Source organism: Mycobacterium sp. (assembly GCF_046095365.1).
GTDB lineage: Bacteria > Actinomycetota > Actinomycetes > Mycobacteriales > Mycobacteriaceae > Mycobacterium.
Map to the genome: position 1 here is coordinate 1 of NZ_JBJTJF010000168.1, position 18,708 is coordinate 18,708.

Genomic DNA, 18,708 nt, shown 5'->3' on the forward strand with positions numbered 1-18,708 from the left:
GGCGGGCTCTACGTGCTGGGAACCGAGCGCCACGAGTCGCGGCGCATCGACAACCAGCTGCGCGGCCGCTCCGGCCGCCAGGGCGACCCCGGCGAGTCCCGGTTCTACCTGTCGCTGGGCGACGAGCTCATGCGCCGGTTCAACGGCGCCACCCTCGAGGCGCTGCTGACCCGGCTGAACCTGCCCGACGACGTGCCGATCGAAGCCAAGATGGTGACCCGGGCGATCAAGAGCGCGCAGACCCAGGTCGAGCAGCAGAACTTCGAGATCCGCAAGAACGTGCTCAAGTACGACGAGGTGATGAACCAGCAGCGCAAGGTCATCTACGCCGAGCGCCGCCGCATCCTCGACGGCGAGGACCTCGAGGGGCAGGCCCACGACATGCTGGTCGACGTGATCAACGCCTACGTCGACGGGGCCACCGCCGAGGGCTATTCCGAGGACTGGGACCTCGAGCAGTTGTGGGGCGCGCTGCGCACGCTCTACCCGGTCGGTGTCGACCATCACGACCTCATCGACTCCGACGCGGTCGGCGAGGCCGGCGATCTCACCCGCGAGGAGCTGCGCGAGGTCCTCATCGCCGACGCCGAAAAGGCCTATGCCAGAAGGGAAGCCGACATCGACGCCCTCGCCGGCCCGGGAGCGATGCGGCAACTGGAGCGCAATGTGCTGCTCAATGTGCTTGACCGCAAGTGGCGCGAGCACCTCTACGAGATGGACTATCTCAAGGAGGGCATCGGCCTGCGGGCCATGGCCCAGCGTGATCCGCTGGTGGAGTACCAGCGCGAGGGCTACGACATGTTCCAGGGCATGCTCGAGGCGCTCAAGGAGGAGTCGATCGGGTTCCTGTTCAACGTCCAGATCGACGCCCAGCCGCAGCAGCCGACGGTCGCCGCGCAGCCGATGCCGGAGGGCCTGCGGGCCCGCGGCATCGAGCAGGACGACTCCCGGCCGCTGACCTACGTCGGGCCCTCCGAGGACGGCGACGCCGAGATCCAGCGCCAGGACGCGCCAGAAGCGACCGCCAGGTCCACCCGCAAGCAGCGCCGCGAGGCCGCCCGCCAGGAGAACAAGGAGCGCAAGCTCCTGCGTCGCCGCTGAGGCGCTAGCCCAGCAGCAGCGCGACCACCTGCCAGCGCGGCCCGGTCGGGGTGATCACCTGCTCGACGCGGCAGGCGAGCGCGTGCACCCGCTGCCCGCGGGTGTAGTGCGCGCTGACCTCGGCTGCGGTGCCGTCCGGCCGGGTCAGCTGGGTCCGCACCCGTTGCAGCCGCGCCGTCCTGCCGGCGTCGCCCGCGCCGGTCAGCAGCGAGTCGAGCAGTCCGGGCGCCAGCAGCGGACGCAGCTGCGCCAGCGGGCGGCGCCGGTCGAGGACCTCCAGCACCCGGCGCAGGGCGGCGTCGGCGAAGGTCGCCGCGGCACGCAGCTGGCCCCGGGTCTCGGCCGGCGGTGGCGCGGGACGACGACGGGTGCCGACGGCGCGCGCCGCCGACCGCCGGGGCCGCTCGCCCGACAGCGGCGGTTCGTAGTCGATGACGGGCGACACCAGCGCAACGGCCCTGGGAGACAGGGATTCCGGGAACAGCGGGCCTGCGGACACGACACTCTCCAGACGATCGAACGGCGGGGTGCACCGCTGGAGAGTGGCGGCGCGGATGCCATGATGGCACGTTTCGCCGGGACGGGTATTCGCCCCGGGTCCGGGACTCCTCAGCGCCGCGGCGCTACCGTGGCAGGGTGACTGAGCGGACCGCGCCACGATGGTGACCCGGCTGTCGACCGCCGACGCGGCGTTCTATCACCGCGAGGACACCGCGACGCCGATGTACGTGGGCTCCCTGTCGATCCTGCGGCGCCCGCGCGGCGGATTGAGCTACGACGCCCTGCTGGAGACCGTGGAACGGCGGCTGCCGCAGATCCCGCGCTACCGGCAGAAGGTGCGCGAGGTGACGCTGGGCATCGCCCGTCCGGTGTGGATCGACGACCCCGACTTCGACATCACCTATCACGTGCGGCGCTCCGCGCTGCCGTCCCCGGGCAGCGACGGCCAGCTGCACGAGCTGGTCTCCAGGCTGGCCGGCCGGCCGCTGGACCGGACCCGCCCGCTCTGGGAGATGTACCTCATCGAGGGTCTGGACCGAAACCGTCTGGCGGTCTTCATCAAATCCCACCAGGCCCTCATCAACGGCGTGACGGCCTGCGAGATCGGGCACGTCATCGCCGACCGCACCCGCCGGCCCGCGGACCTCGGCGAGGACATCTGGCTGCCGGCCCGGGAGCCGTCCGACGGCCGGTTGCTGCTCGACGCCGTCGGGGACTGGCTGGCCCGGCCGGGCCAGGAACTCGGCGCACTGCGGTCGGCGGCGATCGACGTCGCGACCAACTCCGGGGAACTGGCGCAGCTGGGACGCCGCGCCGCCGAGATGGCCCGGCGGGTGACCCGCCGCAGCGCCCCGAGCACACCGCTGAACACCACGGTGTCCCGGCACCGCCGGTTCACGGTGGCCTCGGCGCCGCTGGCCGACTTCCGCCGGCTGCGGGCGCGCTACGACTGCGACGTCAACGACGTGGTGCTCGCGGTGATCGCCGGTGCGCTGCGCAACTGGCTGCTGTCGCGGGGGGAGCCGGTGGACGCGCGCATGGCGGTGCGGGCGATGGCCCCGACGTCGGTCTACCCCGACGCCGACATGGCGTCGTCAGGGCCCGGGCAGGCGATCAGCGAGGTCGACCCGTTCCTGATCGACCTGCCGGTCGGCGAGGCCAATCCGGTGGTGCGGCTGTCCCAGATCGCACACGCCACCGAGTCGCACTCCGCGGTGGCCAGTCTGGTGGACGCCCGCACCATCGTCACGCTGTCCGGATTTCCGCCACCGACGTTGCACGCCATGGGAACTCGGGTCGCCACGCAGTACCCGCCGCGGCAGTTCAACCTGCTGATCACCAACGTGCCGGGACCCCAGTCGCAGATGTACATCGCCGGCGCGAAGCTGCTGGAGACCTACGCGGTGCCCCCGCTGCTGCACGACCAGGTGCTCGCGATCGGGGTGACCTCCTACTGCGGCATGGTCTACTACGGCATCAACGCCGACCGCGACGCGATGAGCGATGTCGACGTTCTGCCCGAACTGCTCGCCGAGTCGCTGGATGAATTAATCGACTCCGCCCAGTAGGTCGAGCGTCGTACGATGCGGCCATGGCCAAGGAAAAGTCGAAGAAAAACGCCACCGGCAAACCCGCCAAAGTTTCCAACAGTGTCTACGAGGCAGAACTTCTCCGGCTGCAGGCGGAGTTGGTGAAGGTCCAGGAGTGGGTCCGGGCTACCGGTGCCCGGATCGTGATCATCTTCGAGGGCCGGGACGCAGCCGGCAAGGGCGGGACGATCAAACGGATCACCGAGTACCTCAGCCCGCGCACCGCGCGGATCGCCGCACTGCCTGCTCCCAGCGACCGCGAGAAGGGACAGTGGTATTTCCAGCGCTACATCGAGCACCTTCCCAGCAAGGGCGAGATCGTGCTGTTCGACCGCTCCTGGTACAACCGCGCCGGCGTCGAACGGGTGATGGGCTTCGCCACGCCGGAGCAGGAGAAGCTGTTCCTGCGGCAGACCCCGCTGTTCGAGCAGATGCTCATCGACGACGGAATCATGTTGCGCAAGTACTGGTTTTCGGTGTCCGAGGACGAACAGCTGCGGCGGTTCAAGTCCCGGCTCAGCGACCCACTGCGGCGCTGGAAGCTCAGCCCGATGGACATGGAGTCCGTCTACCGGTGGGAGGACTACTCGCGGGCCAAGGACGACATGATGATCCACTGCGACACCCCGGTCAGCCCGTGGTTCGAGGTGGAATCACAGATCAAGAAGCACGCCCGGCTCAACATGATCGCCCACCTGCTGTCCACCATCCCCTACACCGAGGTGGAGTTCGAGAAGGTCGTCATCCCGGAGCGGCCGCAGATCGGTAACTACCGGCGTCCGCCGCGCGACGTGAGCAACTTCGTGCCCGACTTCGCCGCCACGCTGCTGGGCGACAAAGAGGGCGCGATGTGAGTCCGCCGCGGCGTCGCTAGTCTCTGCTGCATGCGGGTGTACATCCCGGCGACGCTGCCGATGCTGAGCGAACTGGTCACCGACGGGTTCCTGCAACCGCGCGGCGGCACCGCCTTCGCCGTCACGCCCGCGCTGCGCGAGGCCTACACCGAGGGCGACGACGAGGAACTCGCCGAGGTCGCCATCACCGAGGCCGCAATGGCCTCGCTGCGGCTGCTGTCGGCCGACCCGGACGCCGGCCTGCCACTGCGGCGGGCGGTGGTGGTCGCCGACGCCGAGTCCGTCACCCCCCGGCCCGACCTCGACGACGCCGTGGTGCGGGTGAGTGGCCGGGTGAGCATGGACCAGGTGGCGGCGGTCTACGTCGACAACGCCGACGCCGAACCGGCGGTGCGGGCCGCGATCGAGGTGATCGACGCCGCCGACCTCGGCGACGAGGACGCCGAACTGACCGTCGGCGACGCCCAGGACCACGACCTGGCCTGGTATGCCACCCAGGAGGTTCCCTTCCTGCTCGACTTGCTCTGAACGGGCCCGGGTCTGCCGGTACGGTGGGTCAGGTGAGCACCCAGGTCGGGCGGGTGATGCGGTCCCTGGTCGGTCCGGCGACCACCCCGCTGCTGCCGGACGACTTCCTCAAGCTGGTCAACCCGCTGTGGTCGGCCCGGGAACTGCGCGGTCGCGTCGTCGCCGTGCGACCGGAGACCCGCGATTCGGCCACCCTGGTGATCAGGCCCGGGTGGGGCTTCGGATTCGACCACCGGCCCGGCCAGTACATCGGGATCGGCCTGCTGGTCGAGGGCCGCTGGCGCTGGCGGTCCTACTCGCTGACCTCACCCCCGGCCTCCGGGGCGGACCGCACCCTGAGCATCACCGTCAAGGCCATGCCCGAGGGCTTCCTGTCCGGCCATCTGGTCAACGGGGTGCGCCCGGGCACCGTCGTGCGGCTGGCAACCCCGCGCGGACAGTTCGTGCTGCCCGACCCGCCGCCGGCGTCGATACTCTTCCTCACCGCGGGGTCCGGGATCACCCCGGTGATGGCCATGCTGCGGACTATGGTCCGGCGCGGCACCATCGACGCCACCGACGTGGTGCATCTGCACAGCGCGCCGACGGCGGAGGATGTGATGTTCGCCGGCGAACTCGCCGCGCTGGCTCGCAGCCACCCCGGCTACCGGCTGACGGTGCGCGCCACCCGGACCGAGGGGCGTCTGCAGCCCTCCGGCCTGGCCGGGGCGGTACCGGACTGGCAGGACCGGCAGACCTGGGCATGCGGCCCCGAGGGGATGCTCTCGGAAGCCGAGAAGCACTGGGCCGCAGCGGGAGTCGCCGACCGGCTGCACCTGGAGCGGTTCGCCGCGACGCGCAGGCCCGCGGCATCGGGCGGGGGTGCCGTCACCTTCGCCCGTACCGGCACCACGCTGGTCGCGGATGCGGCGACCTCGCTGCTGGAGGCCGGCGAGCGGGCCGGTGTTCGGCTGCCGTTCGGCTGCCGGATGGGTATCTGCCACACCTGTGTGGTGAGCTTGGTCGACGGGAGGGTGCGCGACCTGCGCACCGGCGTCGAGCAGGAGGCGGGTACCCGGGTGCAGACCTGCGTGTCGGCGGCCAGCGGCGACTGCGTGGTGGACATCTGATGGCGATCAGCGACATCGAGGAGTTCGTCCACCTGACCGATGCCGACATCGAGGCCCTGGCGACCGAGCTGGACGCGATCCGCGCCGACATCGAGGACTCGCTGGGCGAGCGCGACGCCCGCTACATCCACCGCACCATCGCCGCCCAACGCGGCCTGGAGGTTGCCGGCCGGTTGCTGCTGGCCTTCGGGTCCCGGCGGGTGGCCTGGTGGGCCGGCACGGGTGCGCTCGCGCTGGCCAAGATCATCGAGAACATGGAGATCGCCCACAACGTGCTGCACGGCCAGTGGGACTGGATGAACGACCCGGAGATCCACTCCTCCACCTGGGAGTGGGACATGGTCGGCGCGTCCAAGCACTGGCGGATCACCCACAACGTGGCCCACCACAAGTACACCAACATCCTGGGCATGGACGACGACGTCGGCTACGGCGTGCTGCGGGTCACCCGCGACGAACCATGGAAGCCCCGCAACGTCCTCAACCTGGCGATCAACACCGTGCTGGCCGTCGGCTTCGAGTGGGGAATCGCGCTGCAGCACCTGGAGTTACGCAAGATCTACCGGCCCGAGACGAGGGCCGCCACCGTCGTACGCCTCAAGGAACTGTCCACCAAGGCCGCCCGGCAGCTGGCCAAGGACTTCCTGGTGTTCCCGGCGCTGACGTCGCTCTCGCCGCGCGCGGGGTTCGGCTCCACGCTCAAGGCCAACCTGGCGGCCAACGTGATCCGCAACCTGTGGACCAACGCGGTGATCTTCTGCGGGCATTTCCCCGACGGCGCCGAGAAGTTCACCACCACCGACATGGCCGGTGAGAGCCGCGGCCAGTGGTACCTGCGCCAGATGCTCGGCAGCGCCAACATCGACGCCGGTCCGGTGCTGGCGTTCATGACCGGAAATCTCGCCTACCAGATCGAACACCACCTCTATCCGGATCTGCCCAGCCGCCGGCTCGCCGAGATCTCGGTGCGGGTGCGGCAGGTTTGCGAGAAGTACGACCTGCCCTACACCAGCGGGCCGATGCCGGTGCAATACGCCAAGACCTGGCGCACCATCGCCAAGCTGTCGCTGCCGGACCGGTTCCTGCGCGACACCGCCGACGATGCCCCGGAGACCCGCAGCGAGCGGATGTTCGAGGCCCTGGCCACCCGCCAGCGCGGGCTCAAGTCGGCGCTGGCCGCCGTGCGGGCGCACCGCCGCCGCGCGAACAGCCCGATCCCGCGCCGAGAGTGCGCGGAGATCGACTCAAAGCCGCTTTTCGGCTGAATTCTCGATCTGAGCGCACTCTCGGCGGGACTCAGTCCGGGATGTAGGCGAAGGTGTCGGGGTTGGGCCCCATCCGGCCCGCCTCGCCCCGGTCCAGAGCGGTGAGCGCCTCGATCTCCTCGTCGCCGAGGTCGAAGTCGAAGATCTCGAAGTTCTCCCGCATCCGTTGCGGGTGAACCGATTTCGGGAAGACGACGTCGCCGCGCTCGATGTGCCAGCGCAGCACCACCTGTGCGGGGTGCGCACCCGAGGCCCTGGAGATCCGGGCGACCACCGGGTCGCCGAGCACCTTGCCCCGGGCGATGGGCGACCACCCCTCGGTGACGATGTCGTGCTCGGTTCCGTAGGCCCGCAGTGCGTCGTTGGTGAAGTACGGATGCACCTCGATCTGGTTGACCGCCGGGGTGACCTCGGTCTCCCGGGCCAGCTCCTGCAGGTGATGGATCTGGAAGTTGGACACCCCGATGCTGCGCGCCCGGCCATCGGACTTGAACTCCTCCAGCGTCTTCCAGGTCGAGATGAAGTCGCCGTCGTACAGCGTCGGCAGCGGCCAGTGGATCAGGAACAGGTCGACGTAGTCGGTGCCGAGTTCACTCAGGGTCTGATCGAAGGCGCGCCGGGCGTCGTCGGGACGGTGGAAGCCGTTGTTGAGCTTGCTGGTGATGAACACCTGCGGACGGTCCAGCCCGGCCTGATGGATGCCTTCGCCGACGCCCTTCTCGTTGCCGTACATCTGCGCGGTGTCGATGTGCCGGTAGCCCACCTCCAGGGCCTGCCGCACCGCCGCGGCGGTCTCCTCCGGGTCGACCTTGAACACCCCGAACCCCAGCTGGGGGATCGTGTGGCCGTCGTTGAGGGTGATGGTCGGGACGGTGCTGTCGGTCATCGGGGTTCTCCTTCGTCGAGTACGGCGAGCAGACGGCGGGCCGCGGTCACCCGGCGGGCGGGCGGTCCGGTCAGGGTGTCCAGAGCGCACTCGGGATCGGCCGGCGGCCCGCGGTGCCCGCACCCGCGCGGACAGCCGGCGACCGCCTCGGCCAGATCGGAGAACGCCAGCAGCACGTCGTCGTGGCGGATGTGGGCCAGGCCGAACGAACGCACACCCGGGGTGTCGATCACCCAGCCGCCGCCTGGCAGCGGCAACGCCACCGACTGGGTGGAGGTGTGCTTGCCCTTGCCGACTCCGGACACCTCGCCGATGGCCCGGTCGGCCTGCGGCACGAGGCGATTCACCAGGGTCGACTTGCCGACCCCGGAGTGGCCGAGCAGCACGGTGGTGTGACCGGCCAGCAGCGCTGCGACCTGCTCGAGGGGTTCGTCGCGCCCGGCGCTGACCACGGTGAGGTCCAGGTCGGCGAACTGTTCGGCGAACGGGGCGGCCGGGGCTAGGTCGGTCTTGGTCAGGCACAGGATCGGCCGCACCCCGCCGGTGTAGGCCGCGATCAGCGCCCGGTCCACCAGCCCGGTGCGCGGCGGCGGATCGGACAGCGCCACCACCACCATCATCTGGTCGGCGTTGGCCACCACCACCCGCTCGGTCGGGTCGGTGTCATCGGCGGTGCGCCGCAGAACCGTCCGGCGCTGCCCGCGGCGGACGATGCGAGCCAGGGTGTCCGGGCGTCCGGACAGATCGCCGACCACCTCCACCCGGTCGCCGACCACGATCGGGGTGCGCCCCAGTTCGCGGGCCCGCATCGCGGTGACCCGCCGCTGCGGGTCACCGTCCAGGACGCAGCCCCACCGGCCGCGGTCCACCGTCACCACCATCGCCGATTCGGCGTCGGCGTGCTCGGGACGGGTCTTGGTCCGCGGCCGGGACCCCCGGCCCGACCGCACCCGCACGTCGGACTCGTCGTAGTCCAGCCGGCTCAAGGCTGTCCGGTCCCGGCCAGCACGGCGCTCCACATCGCCGGGAAGTCCGGCAGCGTCTTGGCGGTGGTGGCGATGTCCTCGACCTGCACGCCGGGCACCCGCAGCCCGACGATCGCCCCGGCCATCGCCATCCGGTGGTCGGCGTAGGAATGCCACACCCCGCCGTGCAGCGGCCGGGCGGTGATCACCAGCGCGTCGGGTTCCTCGGCGCAGTCCCCGCCCAGGCCGTTGATCTCCGCACGCAGCGCCGCCAGCCGGTCGGTCTCGTGCCCGCGCAGGTGGGCGATCCCGGTCAGCCGGGACACCGAGCCGGGTTCGGCCAGCGCGGCCAGCGCCGCCATCGACGGGGTGAGTTCGCCCACCTCGTGCAGGTCCATGTCGAAGCCGGGGTAGCCCGCCGGGCCGCTGACGACCAGACCGGCATGTTCATGGCTGACAGTGCAATTGAGCAGCCGCAGGATGGCCAGGATGATCGGCGCGGGCTGCACGCTGATGGTCGGCCAGCCGGCGATCCGCACCGTGCCGCCGGTCACCGCCGCGGCCGCGGCGAACGGCACCGCGTTGGACAGGTCCGGTTCGATGTGCCAGTGCCGCGCCTGGATCCGGCCGGGCTCGACCCGCCACCGGTTGGGAATCGTCTCGTCGACCTGCACCCCGGCCTCGGACAGCATCGCCACCGTCATCGCGATGTGCGGGGCCGACGGCACCGAGGCGCCGGTGTGCACCACCGTCAGGCCGTCGGTGAAGGCCGCCCCGGACAGCAGCAGGCCGGAGACGAACTGCGAGGAGGCCGAGGCGTCGATGTGCACGGTGCCGCCGGGCACAGCGCCGCGGCCGTGCACGGTGAACGGCAGCCCGCCGGTGTGCGGATCGGCGTCGATATCCACGCCGAGGCCGCGCAGCGCCTCGAGCAGCGGGGTGATCGGCCGGGCGCGGGCCTGCTCGTCGCCGTCGAAAAGCACCGCCCCGGTGCTCAGCGCCGCCAGCGGCGGCACGAACCGCAGCACCGTGCCGGCCAGGCCGCAGTCGACGGCGGCCCCGGGGCCGGGATGCAGCGCGCCGCCGACGGCGAGGTCGGTGCCGTCGCCGTCGATGCTCAGGCCCAGGCTTCGCAGCGCGCCGACCATCAGGTCGGTGTCGCGGCTGCGCAGCGCGCCGCTGATCCGCGAGTCCCCGGCCAGTGCGGCGAGGACCAGAGCCCGGTTGGTCATCGACTTCGAACCGGGAACCTCGACGGTGGCGTCCACCGGCGCGACGGCGTGCGGTGCCGGCCAGAGGTTCACGGCAACCATCCTGCACCATGGAGACATGTGCGGGAGGTTCGCCGTCACCACCGATCCGGCCCGGTTGGCTGCGGAAATCGACGCACGCGACGAGACCGGCGACCAGGAGCCGTCGCCGAATTACAACGTCGCTCCCACCGCCACCGTCGCCACCGTGGTCGCCCGCCACGACGAGCCCGACGACGACGCCGGCCGGCGGATCCGGCTGATGCGCTGGGGTCTGCTGCCGGGGTGGGTGAAGCCTGGCGCCGACGGGCGGCCGCAGACCAGAAGTCCGTTGATCAACGCCCGCGCCGAAACCCTGACGTCCTCACCGGCCTACCGGGCCGCCGCGGCGCACACGCGGTGCCTGGTGCCGATGGACGGCTACTACGAATGGATGCCCGGCGCGGAGCCCAAGGGCCGCAAGACGCCGTACTACACCTACCGCCCCGACGGCCGCCCGCTGCTGGTGGCCGGGCTGTGGTCGGCCTGGGGCCCGCAGAAGCTGCTGACCTTCACCGTGGTCACCACCGACGCGGTGGGGCAGTTCGCCCGCGTGCACGACCGGATGCCGCTGGTGCTCGGCGAGTCCGACTGGGACCGGTGGCTGGACCCCGACCGGCCCGCCCCGGCCGGCCTGCTCGAGGCGCCGCCGGACGTCGGCGGACTGGCGATGCGCGAGGTGTCGAGACTGGTCAACAGGGTCGCCAACAACGGCCCGGAGCTGATCGAACCCGTCGAAGGCAACCAACCGGTCGGTCTGTTCTAGCCCGAGTGCTGGCGCTAGCATCGAGTCAAACCATCCCACCAGCGGAGGACCACCCCGATGACCGCAGTTGAACCCAAGGCCTACTCGATCACGGTGCACAACCCCGCCGACGGCGCGGTGGTCGGCACGGTGCCCATCGACGACTCCGACACCGTCGCCGCCAAGGCCCGCGAACTGCGCCTGTTCCAGCACGAGTGGGAGGCCATCGGCGGAAACGGCCGCAAGAAGTGGATGCTCAAGTGGCAGGACTGGATCCTGGACAACGCCGACCACCTGACCGACGTGCTGATGTCGGAGACCGGCAAGAGCCGAGTCGACGCCGCGCTGGAACCGGTCGGCGTGGCCGACGCGATCAACTACTGGGCCAACAACGCCGAGGCTTTCCTGGCCGACAAGCACCCCAAGGCGCACAGCCCGCTGTTCAAGGTCAAGAAGCTGACCACCGTCTACCGGCCCTACCCGCTGGTCGGCATCATCGAACCGTGGAACTTCCCGCTGGCCATGCTCGGCCTGGACGTGGTGCCCGCGCTGGCCGCCGGCGCGGCGGTGCTGCTGAAACCCTCTGAGGTGACCCCCCTTTCGGCCGTCGAGTTCGTCCGCGGCTGGAACGAGGTGGGCGCCCCGCCGATCCTCGGGCTGACCACCGGCTACGGGGCCACCGGCGCGGCGGTCATCGACAACGCCGACTACGTGCACTTCACCGGCTCCACCGCCACCGGACGCAAAGTGGCGGTGGCCTGCGCCGAGCGGCTCATCCCGTTCAGCCTCGAACTCGGCGGCAAGGACCCGGCGATCGTGCTGGCCGACGCCGACGTGGACCGGGCCGCCAACGGGATCGCCTGGGGCGGCATGTTCAACTCCGGCCAGGTGTGCATCTCGGTGGAGCGGGTGTACGTCGAGGCCCCGGTCTACGACGAATTCGTCACCAAGCTGACCGCCAACGTCAAGAAGATCGCGCAGGGCAGCGAGTCCGGCAAGGACTTCGCCTTCAACACCGGAGCGATGGCCACCGAGGCCCAGCGGGACATCGTCGAGCGCCACGTCAACGAGGCCGTCGCCGCCGGCGCCCGGGTGCTGGCCGGCGGTAAGCCCACCGGGGTGGGCACCTTCTTCCAGCCCACCGTGCTCGCCGACGTCGACGCGTCGATGAGCTGCATCGCCGAGGAGACCTTCGGTCCCACCCTTCCGGTGGTCAAGGTGGCCGACGAGGAGGAGGCGATCCGGCTGGCCAACGACTCCCGCTACGGCCTGTCGGCGACGGTGTGGACCGGGGACACCTCCCGCGGCGAGCGGATCGCCCGCCGGCTGGACTGCGGCGCGGTCAACGTCAACGACGCCCTGACCAACGTGTTCTGCCCGTCGCTGCCGATGGGCGGCTGGAAGGACTCCGGCATGGGCTACCGCTCCGGCGGGGCCAACGGGCTGATCAAGTTCTGCCGCCAGCAGGCCATCACAGCCCCGCGCATCCCGACCCAGAAGTCCGAACTGATGTGGTACTCCTCGTCGCGCAAGCAGGCCCGGTTCGCACTCGCCGCGATGCGGGCCTTCGCCGGGCACGGCTGGCGCCGGCTGGGCCGCAAGGGCGCCAAGGGCTAGCCGCCCGGGTAGCCCGGCGGGTTGGGGGAGTCGACCCAGAAGTCCACGCCGAGTTCGTTACCCGGCACGCAGTCGTACACCGACAGGTCGGTGACGCCGCTGTCGAGCAGCACGTCCTCGCACAGCAGGCTGTGGCCGGTGAACCCACCCGCGGGCTTGCTCAGCACCGCGTAGGCGGCGTCGGCGTACACCTCCGGCTTGCGGGAGCGCGCCATCATCTCGTCGCCCCCGAGCAGATTCTGCACCGCGGCGGTGGCGATAGCGGTCCGCGGCCACAGCGTGTTCGAGGCGATTCCGTAGTGCCGCAGCTCCTCGGCAATACCCAAGGCGCACAACGTCATCCCGAACTTGGCCATCATGTAGGGGGCGGGCCGCAGCCACTTGGGCTCCAGCCGGATCGGCGGGGACAGGGTGAGGATGTGCGGGTTGGACCGGCCCTTCATGTGCGGGATGCAGGCCTGCGACACCGCGTAGGTGCCGCGCACCTCGATGCCGTTCATCAGGTCGAAGCGCTTGAGCGGCACGTCCTCGATGGAGCCCAGGTTGATCGCTGAGGCGTTGTTGACGCACATGTCGATGGCGCCGAACTGCTCGACGGTCTTGGCGACGGCGGCGGCCACCGAGTCGCCGTCGCGGACGTCGCCGACGATCGGCAGGGCGTGGCCGCCGGCCTCCTCGATCTCCTTGGCCGCGGTGTAGATGGTGCCGGGCAGCTTGGGGTGCGGCTCGGTGGTCTTGGCCACCAGCGCGACGTTCGCGCCGTCGGCCGCGACGCGCTTGGCGATCGCCAGGCCGATGCCGCGGCTGGCGCCGGAGATTAACATGGTCTTGCCGGAGAATCCGCTCGCTGCCATGCCGGTGAGCCTATTCCCCTAGGATTGGGCCCCGATGAGTGACACCGAGGACTTCGCCGACCACCCCGTGGGGACCGCCACCCGCGAGGAGACCGACGCCGAGGTCACCGCGCGCTTCGAGCGTGACGCCATCCCGCTGATGGACCAGCTCTACGGCGGCGCGCTGCGGATGACCCGCAACCCCGCCGACGCCGAGGACCTGGTGCAGGAGACCATGGTCAAGGCCTACGCCGCGTTCCGGTCGTTCCGGGAGGGCACCAACCTCAAGGCCTGGCTGTACCGGATCCTGACCAACACCTACATCAACAGCTACCGCAAGAAGCAGCGCCAGCCCGCGGAGTACCCCACCGACGAGATCACCGACTGGCAGCTGGCCGCCAACGCCGAGCACACCTCGACCGGGCTGCGCTCGGCTGAGGTCGAGGCGCTGGAGAATCTTCCCGACAGTGAAATCAAAGAGGCGCTCGGAGCGTTACCAGAAGAGTTCCGGCTCGCGGTGTACCTAGCCGACGTCGAGGGCCTGCCCTACAAGGAGATCGCCGAGATCATGGAGACGCCGATCGGGACGGTGATGTCCCGCCTGCACCGGGGCCGCCGCCAGCTGCGCGGGCTGCTCGCCGACGTGGCCCGCGACCGGGGACTGTTGCGCGGCCGGGAGACCGCCGACGAGGTCGAGGAGGTCAACCCGTGAGCGCCGAGGACAACCTGCCCGACCCCGATCCGGGCCACACCGACTGCGCGGTGGTCATCCGCGAGGTGTGGTCGATGCTCGACGGCGAGGTCACCGACGACGAGGCCGACCGGCTGCGCCGGCACCTCGACCACTGCCCGGCCTGCCTGCGCCACTACGGCGTCGAGGAGCGGATCAAGCATCTGCTGGCCGCCAAGCTCAGCGGCGAGAAGGCCCCCGCCTACCTGGTGGAAAGGGTGCGGCTGCAGATCAGCCGCACGACGATCATCCGCTACAGCTGAGGCTCAGCTGTTGGGCCGCCGGCCGTGGTTGGCCTTGCTGTGCTTGCGGGCTTTCTTCTTCCGGCCACGCTTGGCCATGGTGATACCTCCGTCGTTCATCCGCGGGATTTGCCCTATTCTCTCACGGCCCTGCGACCTCCCGGGCACCCGGTGTTGTGGTTCGATACAGGCATGGCCGAGGACGTGCGCGCGGAGATCGTGGCCAGTGTTCTCGAGGTCGTCGTCAGCGAGGGCGACCTGATCGACGCCGGCGACATCCTGGTGCTCCTGGAGTCGATGAAGATGGAGATCCCGGTGCTCGCCGAGGTGGCCGGGACGGTCACCGAGGTGAAGGTGGCCGTCGGCGACGTCATCCAGGCCGGCGACCTGATCGCCGTCATCGACTGAACCCGCTGTCCTGACCCGTGTCGACCCTCGGTGACCTGCTCGCCGAGCACACCGTGCTGCCCGGCGCCGCCGTCGACCACCTGCACGCCGTGGTCGGCGAGTGGCAGCTGCTCGCGGATCTGTCCTTCGGGGACTTCCTGATGTGGGTGCGACGCGAGGACGCCACCCTGATCTGCGTGGCCCAGTGCCGGCCCAACACCGCCTCCACGCTGCTGGTCGCCGACGCCGTCGGCACCGTGGTGTCCGGCGCGGACCTGCCCGGGGCGATCCCGGTGCGCTACCGCGGCGAGGAGGTCGCCCTGCTCACCCGGCAGAGCGCCGACGACGCCCGGCGGACCTCCTCGCCGCTGGAGACGGCCTACCTGGACTGCGCGGCCCGGCTGGTCGACATGGTCTCCGAGGGCACCTTCCCCGACGCCGCCGACCAGGCGATATCGCGGTCGAGCCCGCGGGTGGGCGACGGATTCATCCGCCTGGACGTCCACGGCGTGGTCGGCTACGCCAGCCCCAACGCGCTCTCGGCCTACCACCGGATGGGCCTGACCGCCGAGCTGGAGGGCCACAGCCTGGTCGAGATCACCCGCCCGCTGATCTCCGACTCGTTCGAGGCCCGGGAACTGGCCGAGCACGTCGGCGCCTCGGTGGCCGGCGGCGCCGGCATGCGCCTGGAGGTCGACGCCGGCGGCGCGACGGTGCTGCTGCGCACGCTGCCCCTGGTGGTAGGCGGGCGGTCCGCCGGTGCGGCCGTGCTGATCCGCGACGTCACCGAGGTCAAGCGCCGGGACCGGGCGCTTCTGTCCAAGGACGCCACCATCCGCGAGATCCACCACCGGGTCAAGAACAACCTGCAGACCGTTGCCGCGCTGCTGCGGCTGCAGGCCCGCCGCACCGCCAACGCCGAGGGACGCGAGGCCCTGGAGGAGTCGGTGCGCAGGGTGGCGGCGATCGCCCAGGTGCACGAGGCGCTGTCGATGTCGGTCGACGAGGAGGTCAACCTCGACGACGTGGTCGACCGGATCCTTCCGGTGATGAACGACGTGGCCCGGGTCGACACCCCGATCCGGATCAACCGGGAGGGCGCCCTGGGCGTGCTCGACGCCGACCGGGCCACCGCACTGGTCATGGTGGTCACCGAACTGGTGCAGAACGCCGTCCACCACGGGTTCGCCCAGGCGTCGGGTCCGGACAAGGCCGAGGGCCGCATCCTGATCCGGGCCGACCGGTCGGCCCGCTGGCTCGACGTCGTCGTGTACGACAACGGGCGTGGGCTGCCGCCCGGATTCGACCTGGAGACCTCCGACCGGCTGGGCCTGCAGATCGTGCGGACCCTGGTGTCGGCCGAGCTCGACGGCTCGCTGCAGATGCGCGGCGCGGCCGGCGGGGGCACCGAGGTGGTGCTGCGGGTGCCGATCGGGCGGCGCGCCGGGCGGGCGGTCCACTGACGGCGGCGGGAAAAGCGGCGGGAAAAAACTCAGGGCCCCGGCACTAGCGCCGGGGCCCCGAGTTGTCGACGGTTCTCAGACGCCGGTGCGGGCCCGGGTGCGGGCGTTGCGGCGCTTGAGGGCACGACGTTCGTCCTCGCTCATGCCGCCCCACACGCCGGCGTCCTGGCCGGACTCCAGCGCCCAGGTCAGGCACTCGGTGGTCACCGGGCACCGGTTGCACACCAGCTTCGCGTCAGCGATCTGGGCGAGGGCAGGGCCGCTGTTCCCGACCGGGAAGAACAGCTCCGGATCCTCGTCCCGACAGACCGCCTTGTGGCGCCAATCCATTTTCGGCTACTCCTTGTTATGGTGTGTGCGCGCCAAGTAGGGGGTTTCCCCCTGAATCCCGGCTGCGTAACGCGTGCACACACAAATGTTGTTGCACTGTTACCTAGATGGTTTCACAGCCCGCGCGGAAGTCAATAGGGCTCGAGCCAAGCGTGGGCAATGTCACTCCCCGGGTCACTCCCCGGCCGGTTTAGCCCGCCCGGCCCTGGTCGGCGGTTATCGGCGCAGCTCAGAGCCCTGATCGGGGAGAGGCGCGACGACGTCGAGGGCATCGGGCACCGCGGTGAAGACCATGTCTGTTCGCGGTCCGAGAAAATCCCCGTCGACCTGGCAGGCGATCGGCGCGGCGGCGGTGAGGCGCACCCACGCCACGTCGTCCTCCCGGATCAGGTGCCTGCCCTTGATCTCGGCGGTGCTGGACAGCATCCGGCGCAGGGCCAGCAGGTTGGAGACGATGTTCATGGTGGTCATGGCGAAAACCCCGAGGCCGCCCTCGAATGTGGTGCCCGGGTTGGTCCGCGCCGGCCGGCTGTTGGCGTAGGTCCAGGGGCTGGCGTTGGAGACGAACGCGAAATGCACCCCGCCTACCGGCTCGCGACCCGGCAGATGCAGCGTGAGCAGCGGTTCGGCCCGGATGTTGCCCAGCATCTCGCGCACCCCGATGCGGATGTAGCGCGCCGCGGTGACCTTGCGGCCCTTGGCCCGCTGGGCCTCCACCGCGGCCACGACGTCGCCGTCGACACCCATGCCGGCGGTGAACACCGCCCACTTCTCGGCACAGTCCATCAGCCCGATCCGCCGCCACGACCCGCCGTGGCGGCGGCCGTCGATCAGGTCGACGAGCTGGTTGGTCGCCGCGATCGGGTCCGGGCTGATGCCCAGGGCGCGGGCGAAGACGTTGGCCGAACCGCCCGGGACCACCCCGACCGCCGGCAGCGTCGAGGGTTCCGGCCGGTCCGTGCCGGGCGGGCCGAGCAGGCCGTTGACGACCTCGTTGACCGTGCCGTCGCCGCCGTGCACGATGATCGCGTCGATCCGGTCCCGCCTGGCGTCCTCGGCGATCTCCACCGCGTGCCCCCGGTGGTCGGTGTGCACGACGTCGAGTCGCACCCGGCTCTCCAGCGCGTGGGCGAGCAGGTCGCGGCCGGCCGGGGTGGTCGACGTGGCGTTCGGGTTGACGATCAGCACGGCGCGCACGAGCCATGAGCCTATCGGCAGCTCTAGGCTCCACTGTGTGAGTGTTCAGTCGACCCCGACCCCGGTGCGCGCGGCCGCCGTGCTGGTCGGCCTGCAGGGCACCCTCGGCGCGGTCTCCGCTGTGGCCTTCCTGGTCCGCGGGCTGGCCGGCGCCGACCGCCACATCGTCAACGGATTCGGCAACGCCGGATGGTTCGGCCTGCTCGGCGCGGTCCTGCTGGCCGCGGCGTGGGCGCTGTGGACCGGACGGCGGTGGGGCCGCGGCATCGCGATCTACGCGCAGATGCTGCTGCTGCCGGTGAGTTGGTATGTCGGGGTCGGCTCGCACCAGTGGGGTTACGCGGTCCCGGTCGCCCTGGTCTCGGTGCTGATCCTGGCGCTGCTGTTCAGCCCGGCGACGTTGCGCTGGCTGCAGCGGCTCCCCGGCCCTCAGGAACCGGCCAGCTCCGAGAGCTCCGGTCCGGACACCCGGTAGCTGATCCACTCCGGCATCGCCCGCCCGCCGACGGCGTCGTACAGGGTGATCGCGTCGGTGTTCCAGTCCAGCACCGCCCAGCTGAGCCGGCTGTAGCCGTTCTCGACGCACTCGCGGGCCAGGGTGGCCAGCAGCGCCCGGGCCAGGCCGCGGCGGCGGAACCGCTCGCGGACAAACAGGTCCTCCAGGTGGATGCCCGCCACCCCGTCCCAGGTGGAGAAGTTGCGGAACCACAGCGCCATCGCCGCCGCCGTCCCGTCGACCTCGGCGATATGGCAGCTCGCCACCGCGTCGTCGCCGAAAAGCGCTGCGGTGATCTGGGTTTCGTTCACGCTGCACTGTTCGGGTGCGCGTTCGAACTCGGCCAGTTCATGGATCATCGCGACGAGCCCGTGATCGTCGCGATGTTCCATGAACTGGCCGACCTCTCCCCCGCCGGACCCGCGCACACCGGCACGGCCCTGGTGGGCGCCAGCCCCGAACTGCTGGTGGCCCGCCGCGGCGAGGAGGTGACCTGCCGGCCGTTCGCCGGGTCCGCACCGCGCTCGGCCGATCCCCGGGCCGACGACGCCGCCGGCGCCGCACTGGCCGCGTCGGCGAAG

At 70.7% G+C, this 18,708-nt stretch carries 23 protein-coding genes; 14 read left to right on the top strand and 9 right to left on the bottom strand.

The features are described from left to right. On the top strand, positions 1-1,101 hold a 1,101-nt coding region (locus ACKOQ4_RS12840), incomplete at its 5' end, for a preprotein translocase subunit SecA (RefSeq protein ID WP_526292396.1). A 4-nt stretch (positions 1,102-1,105) separates the two neighbouring features. Here ACKOQ4_RS12840 and ACKOQ4_RS12845 read toward each other — a convergent pair. Further along, positions 1,106-1,600, bottom strand: coding sequence for an Rv3235 family protein (locus ACKOQ4_RS12845; protein WP_526292398.1), 495 nt, complete (start codon positions 1,598-1,600; stop codon positions 1,106-1,108). A gap of 160 nt (positions 1,601-1,760) precedes the next feature. Between ACKOQ4_RS12845 and ACKOQ4_RS12850 the strand changes: the two genes are divergently transcribed. The 5 genes from ACKOQ4_RS12850 to ACKOQ4_RS12870 are packed head-to-tail and all read left to right on the top strand — an operon-like array spanning position 1,761 to position 6,947. Next, positions 1,761-3,170: a WS/DGAT/MGAT family O-acyltransferase gene (locus ACKOQ4_RS12850; protein WP_526292400.1), complete on the top strand. Its 1,410-nt coding sequence runs from the start codon at positions 1,761-1,763 to the stop codon at positions 3,168-3,170. Between the two features lie 23 nt (positions 3,171-3,193). Further along, positions 3,194-4,045 (top strand): polyphosphate kinase 2, encoded by an 852-nt coding sequence (gene ppk2 / locus ACKOQ4_RS12855; protein WP_526292402.1) that lies wholly within the window; start codon positions 3,194-3,196, stop codon positions 4,043-4,045. A gap of 30 nt (positions 4,046-4,075) precedes the next feature. Beyond that, positions 4,076-4,573, top strand: a complete 498-nt coding sequence (locus ACKOQ4_RS12860) for a DUF6912 family protein (protein WP_526292404.1) — start codon at positions 4,076-4,078, stop codon at positions 4,571-4,573. A 23-nt stretch (positions 4,574-4,596) separates the two neighbouring features. After that, positions 4,597-5,682 carry a ferredoxin reductase gene (locus ACKOQ4_RS12865; protein WP_526292406.1) on the top strand — a complete coding sequence of 362 codons (1,086 nt, stop codon included), beginning with the start codon at positions 4,597-4,599 and terminating at the stop codon, positions 5,680-5,682. Continuing rightward, positions 5,682-6,947, top strand: coding sequence for a fatty acid desaturase family protein (locus ACKOQ4_RS12870; protein WP_526292408.1), 1,266 nt, complete (start codon positions 5,682-5,684; stop codon positions 6,945-6,947). The genes ACKOQ4_RS12865 and ACKOQ4_RS12870 overlap by 1 nt, the downstream gene beginning before the upstream one ends. A 31-nt stretch (positions 6,948-6,978) precedes the next feature. Here the strand turns inward: ACKOQ4_RS12870 and ACKOQ4_RS12875 are convergent, their stop codons facing one another. The 3 genes from ACKOQ4_RS12875 to aroA are packed head-to-tail and all read right to left on the bottom strand — an operon-like array spanning position 6,979 to position 10,111. Beyond that, positions 6,979-7,833, bottom strand: a complete 855-nt coding sequence (locus ACKOQ4_RS12875; protein ID WP_526292410.1) for an aldo/keto reductase — start codon at positions 7,831-7,833, stop codon at positions 6,979-6,981. After that, a complete protein-coding gene (rsgA, locus tag ACKOQ4_RS12880) occupies positions 7,830-8,819 on the bottom strand; it encodes a ribosome small subunit-dependent GTPase A (RefSeq protein WP_526292412.1) in 990 nt (329 codons plus the stop codon). Before rsgA ends, ACKOQ4_RS12875 begins: the two co-directional genes overlap by 4 nt. Next, on the bottom strand, positions 8,816-10,111 hold the full coding sequence (aroA, locus tag ACKOQ4_RS12885; protein ID WP_526292414.1) for a 3-phosphoshikimate 1-carboxyvinyltransferase: 1,296 nt from the start codon (positions 10,109-10,111) through the stop codon (positions 8,816-8,818). The genes rsgA and aroA overlap by 4 nt, the downstream gene beginning before the upstream one ends. A gap of 16 nt (positions 10,112-10,127) precedes the next feature. Here aroA and ACKOQ4_RS12890 point away from each other — a divergent pair, with 16 nt between their 5' ends. Further along, positions 10,128-10,853, top strand: a complete 726-nt coding sequence (locus tag ACKOQ4_RS12890; protein ID WP_526292416.1) for an SOS response-associated peptidase — start codon at positions 10,128-10,130, stop codon at positions 10,851-10,853. 57 nt (positions 10,854-10,910) lie between these two features. Further along, on the top strand, positions 10,911-12,449 hold the full coding sequence (locus ACKOQ4_RS12895; protein ID WP_526292418.1) for an aldehyde dehydrogenase family protein: 1,539 nt from the start codon (positions 10,911-10,913) through the stop codon (positions 12,447-12,449). Here ACKOQ4_RS12895 and ACKOQ4_RS12900 read toward each other — a convergent pair. Further along, complete coding sequence (locus tag ACKOQ4_RS12900; protein ID WP_526292420.1) at positions 12,446-13,303, bottom strand: SDR family oxidoreductase; 858 nt, start codon at positions 13,301-13,303, stop codon at positions 12,446-12,448. The two genes, ACKOQ4_RS12895 and ACKOQ4_RS12900, sit on opposite strands and share 4 nt — an antisense overlap. A 34-nt stretch (positions 13,304-13,337) precedes the next feature. Here ACKOQ4_RS12900 and ACKOQ4_RS12905 point away from each other — a divergent pair, with 34 nt between their 5' ends. Together ACKOQ4_RS12905 and rsrA are read left to right on the top strand one after the other, a co-directional pair. Further along, positions 13,338-13,994, top strand: coding sequence for a sigma-70 family RNA polymerase sigma factor (locus ACKOQ4_RS12905; RefSeq protein WP_526292422.1), 657 nt, complete (start codon positions 13,338-13,340; stop codon positions 13,992-13,994). After that, positions 13,991-14,275, top strand: a complete 285-nt coding sequence (gene rsrA, locus ACKOQ4_RS12910; RefSeq protein ID WP_526292424.1) for a mycothiol system anti-sigma-R factor — start codon at positions 13,991-13,993, stop codon at positions 14,273-14,275. The genes ACKOQ4_RS12905 and rsrA overlap by 4 nt, the downstream gene beginning before the upstream one ends. A gap of 3 nt (positions 14,276-14,278) precedes the next feature. Here the strand turns inward: rsrA and ACKOQ4_RS12915 are convergent, their stop codons facing one another. Further along, positions 14,279-14,353, bottom strand: coding sequence for a 50S ribosomal protein bL37 (locus ACKOQ4_RS12915; RefSeq protein ID WP_526292438.1), 75 nt, complete (start codon positions 14,351-14,353; stop codon positions 14,279-14,281). A 93-nt stretch (positions 14,354-14,446) separates the two neighbouring features. Here ACKOQ4_RS12915 and ACKOQ4_RS12920 point away from each other — a divergent pair, with 93 nt between their 5' ends. Together ACKOQ4_RS12920 and ACKOQ4_RS12925 are read left to right on the top strand one after the other, a co-directional pair. Continuing rightward, entirely contained in the window at positions 14,447-14,662 is a 216-nt protein-coding gene (locus tag ACKOQ4_RS12920; RefSeq protein ID WP_526292426.1) for a biotin/lipoyl-binding carrier protein, read from the top strand. Positions 14,663-14,679: 17 nt separating this feature from the next. Further along, a complete protein-coding gene (locus ACKOQ4_RS12925) occupies positions 14,680-16,104 on the top strand; it encodes a sensor histidine kinase (protein ID WP_526292428.1) in 1,425 nt (474 codons plus the stop codon). Between the two features lie 75 nt (positions 16,105-16,179). Here the strand turns inward: ACKOQ4_RS12925 and whiB1 are convergent, their stop codons facing one another. Both whiB1 and ACKOQ4_RS12935 read right to left on the bottom strand, forming a co-directional pair. Next, positions 16,180-16,434, bottom strand: coding sequence for a transcriptional regulator WhiB1 (gene whiB1 / locus ACKOQ4_RS12930; protein ID WP_232169383.1), 255 nt, complete (start codon positions 16,432-16,434; stop codon positions 16,180-16,182). A 216-nt stretch (positions 16,435-16,650) separates the two neighbouring features. Continuing rightward, entirely contained in the window at positions 16,651-17,631 is a 981-nt protein-coding gene (locus ACKOQ4_RS12935; protein WP_526292430.1) for a diacylglycerol/lipid kinase family protein, read from the bottom strand. Between the two features lie 37 nt (positions 17,632-17,668). On the opposite strand from ACKOQ4_RS12935, the gene ACKOQ4_RS12940 reads away from it, so the two are divergent. After that, on the top strand, positions 17,669-18,106 hold the full coding sequence (locus tag ACKOQ4_RS12940; RefSeq protein WP_526292432.1) for a hypothetical protein: 438 nt from the start codon (positions 17,669-17,671) through the stop codon (positions 18,104-18,106). On the opposite strand, the gene ACKOQ4_RS12945 is transcribed toward ACKOQ4_RS12940, so the two are convergent. Continuing rightward, a complete protein-coding gene (locus ACKOQ4_RS12945; protein WP_526292434.1) occupies positions 18,061-18,486 on the bottom strand; it encodes a GNAT family N-acetyltransferase in 426 nt (141 codons plus the stop codon). The genes ACKOQ4_RS12940 and ACKOQ4_RS12945 overlap by 46 nt on opposite strands. Here ACKOQ4_RS12945 and ACKOQ4_RS12950 point away from each other — a divergent pair. Then, on the top strand, positions 18,478-18,708 hold a 231-nt coding region (locus tag ACKOQ4_RS12950; RefSeq protein ID WP_526292436.1), incomplete at its 3' end, for a chorismate-binding protein. The genes ACKOQ4_RS12945 and ACKOQ4_RS12950 overlap by 9 nt on opposite strands.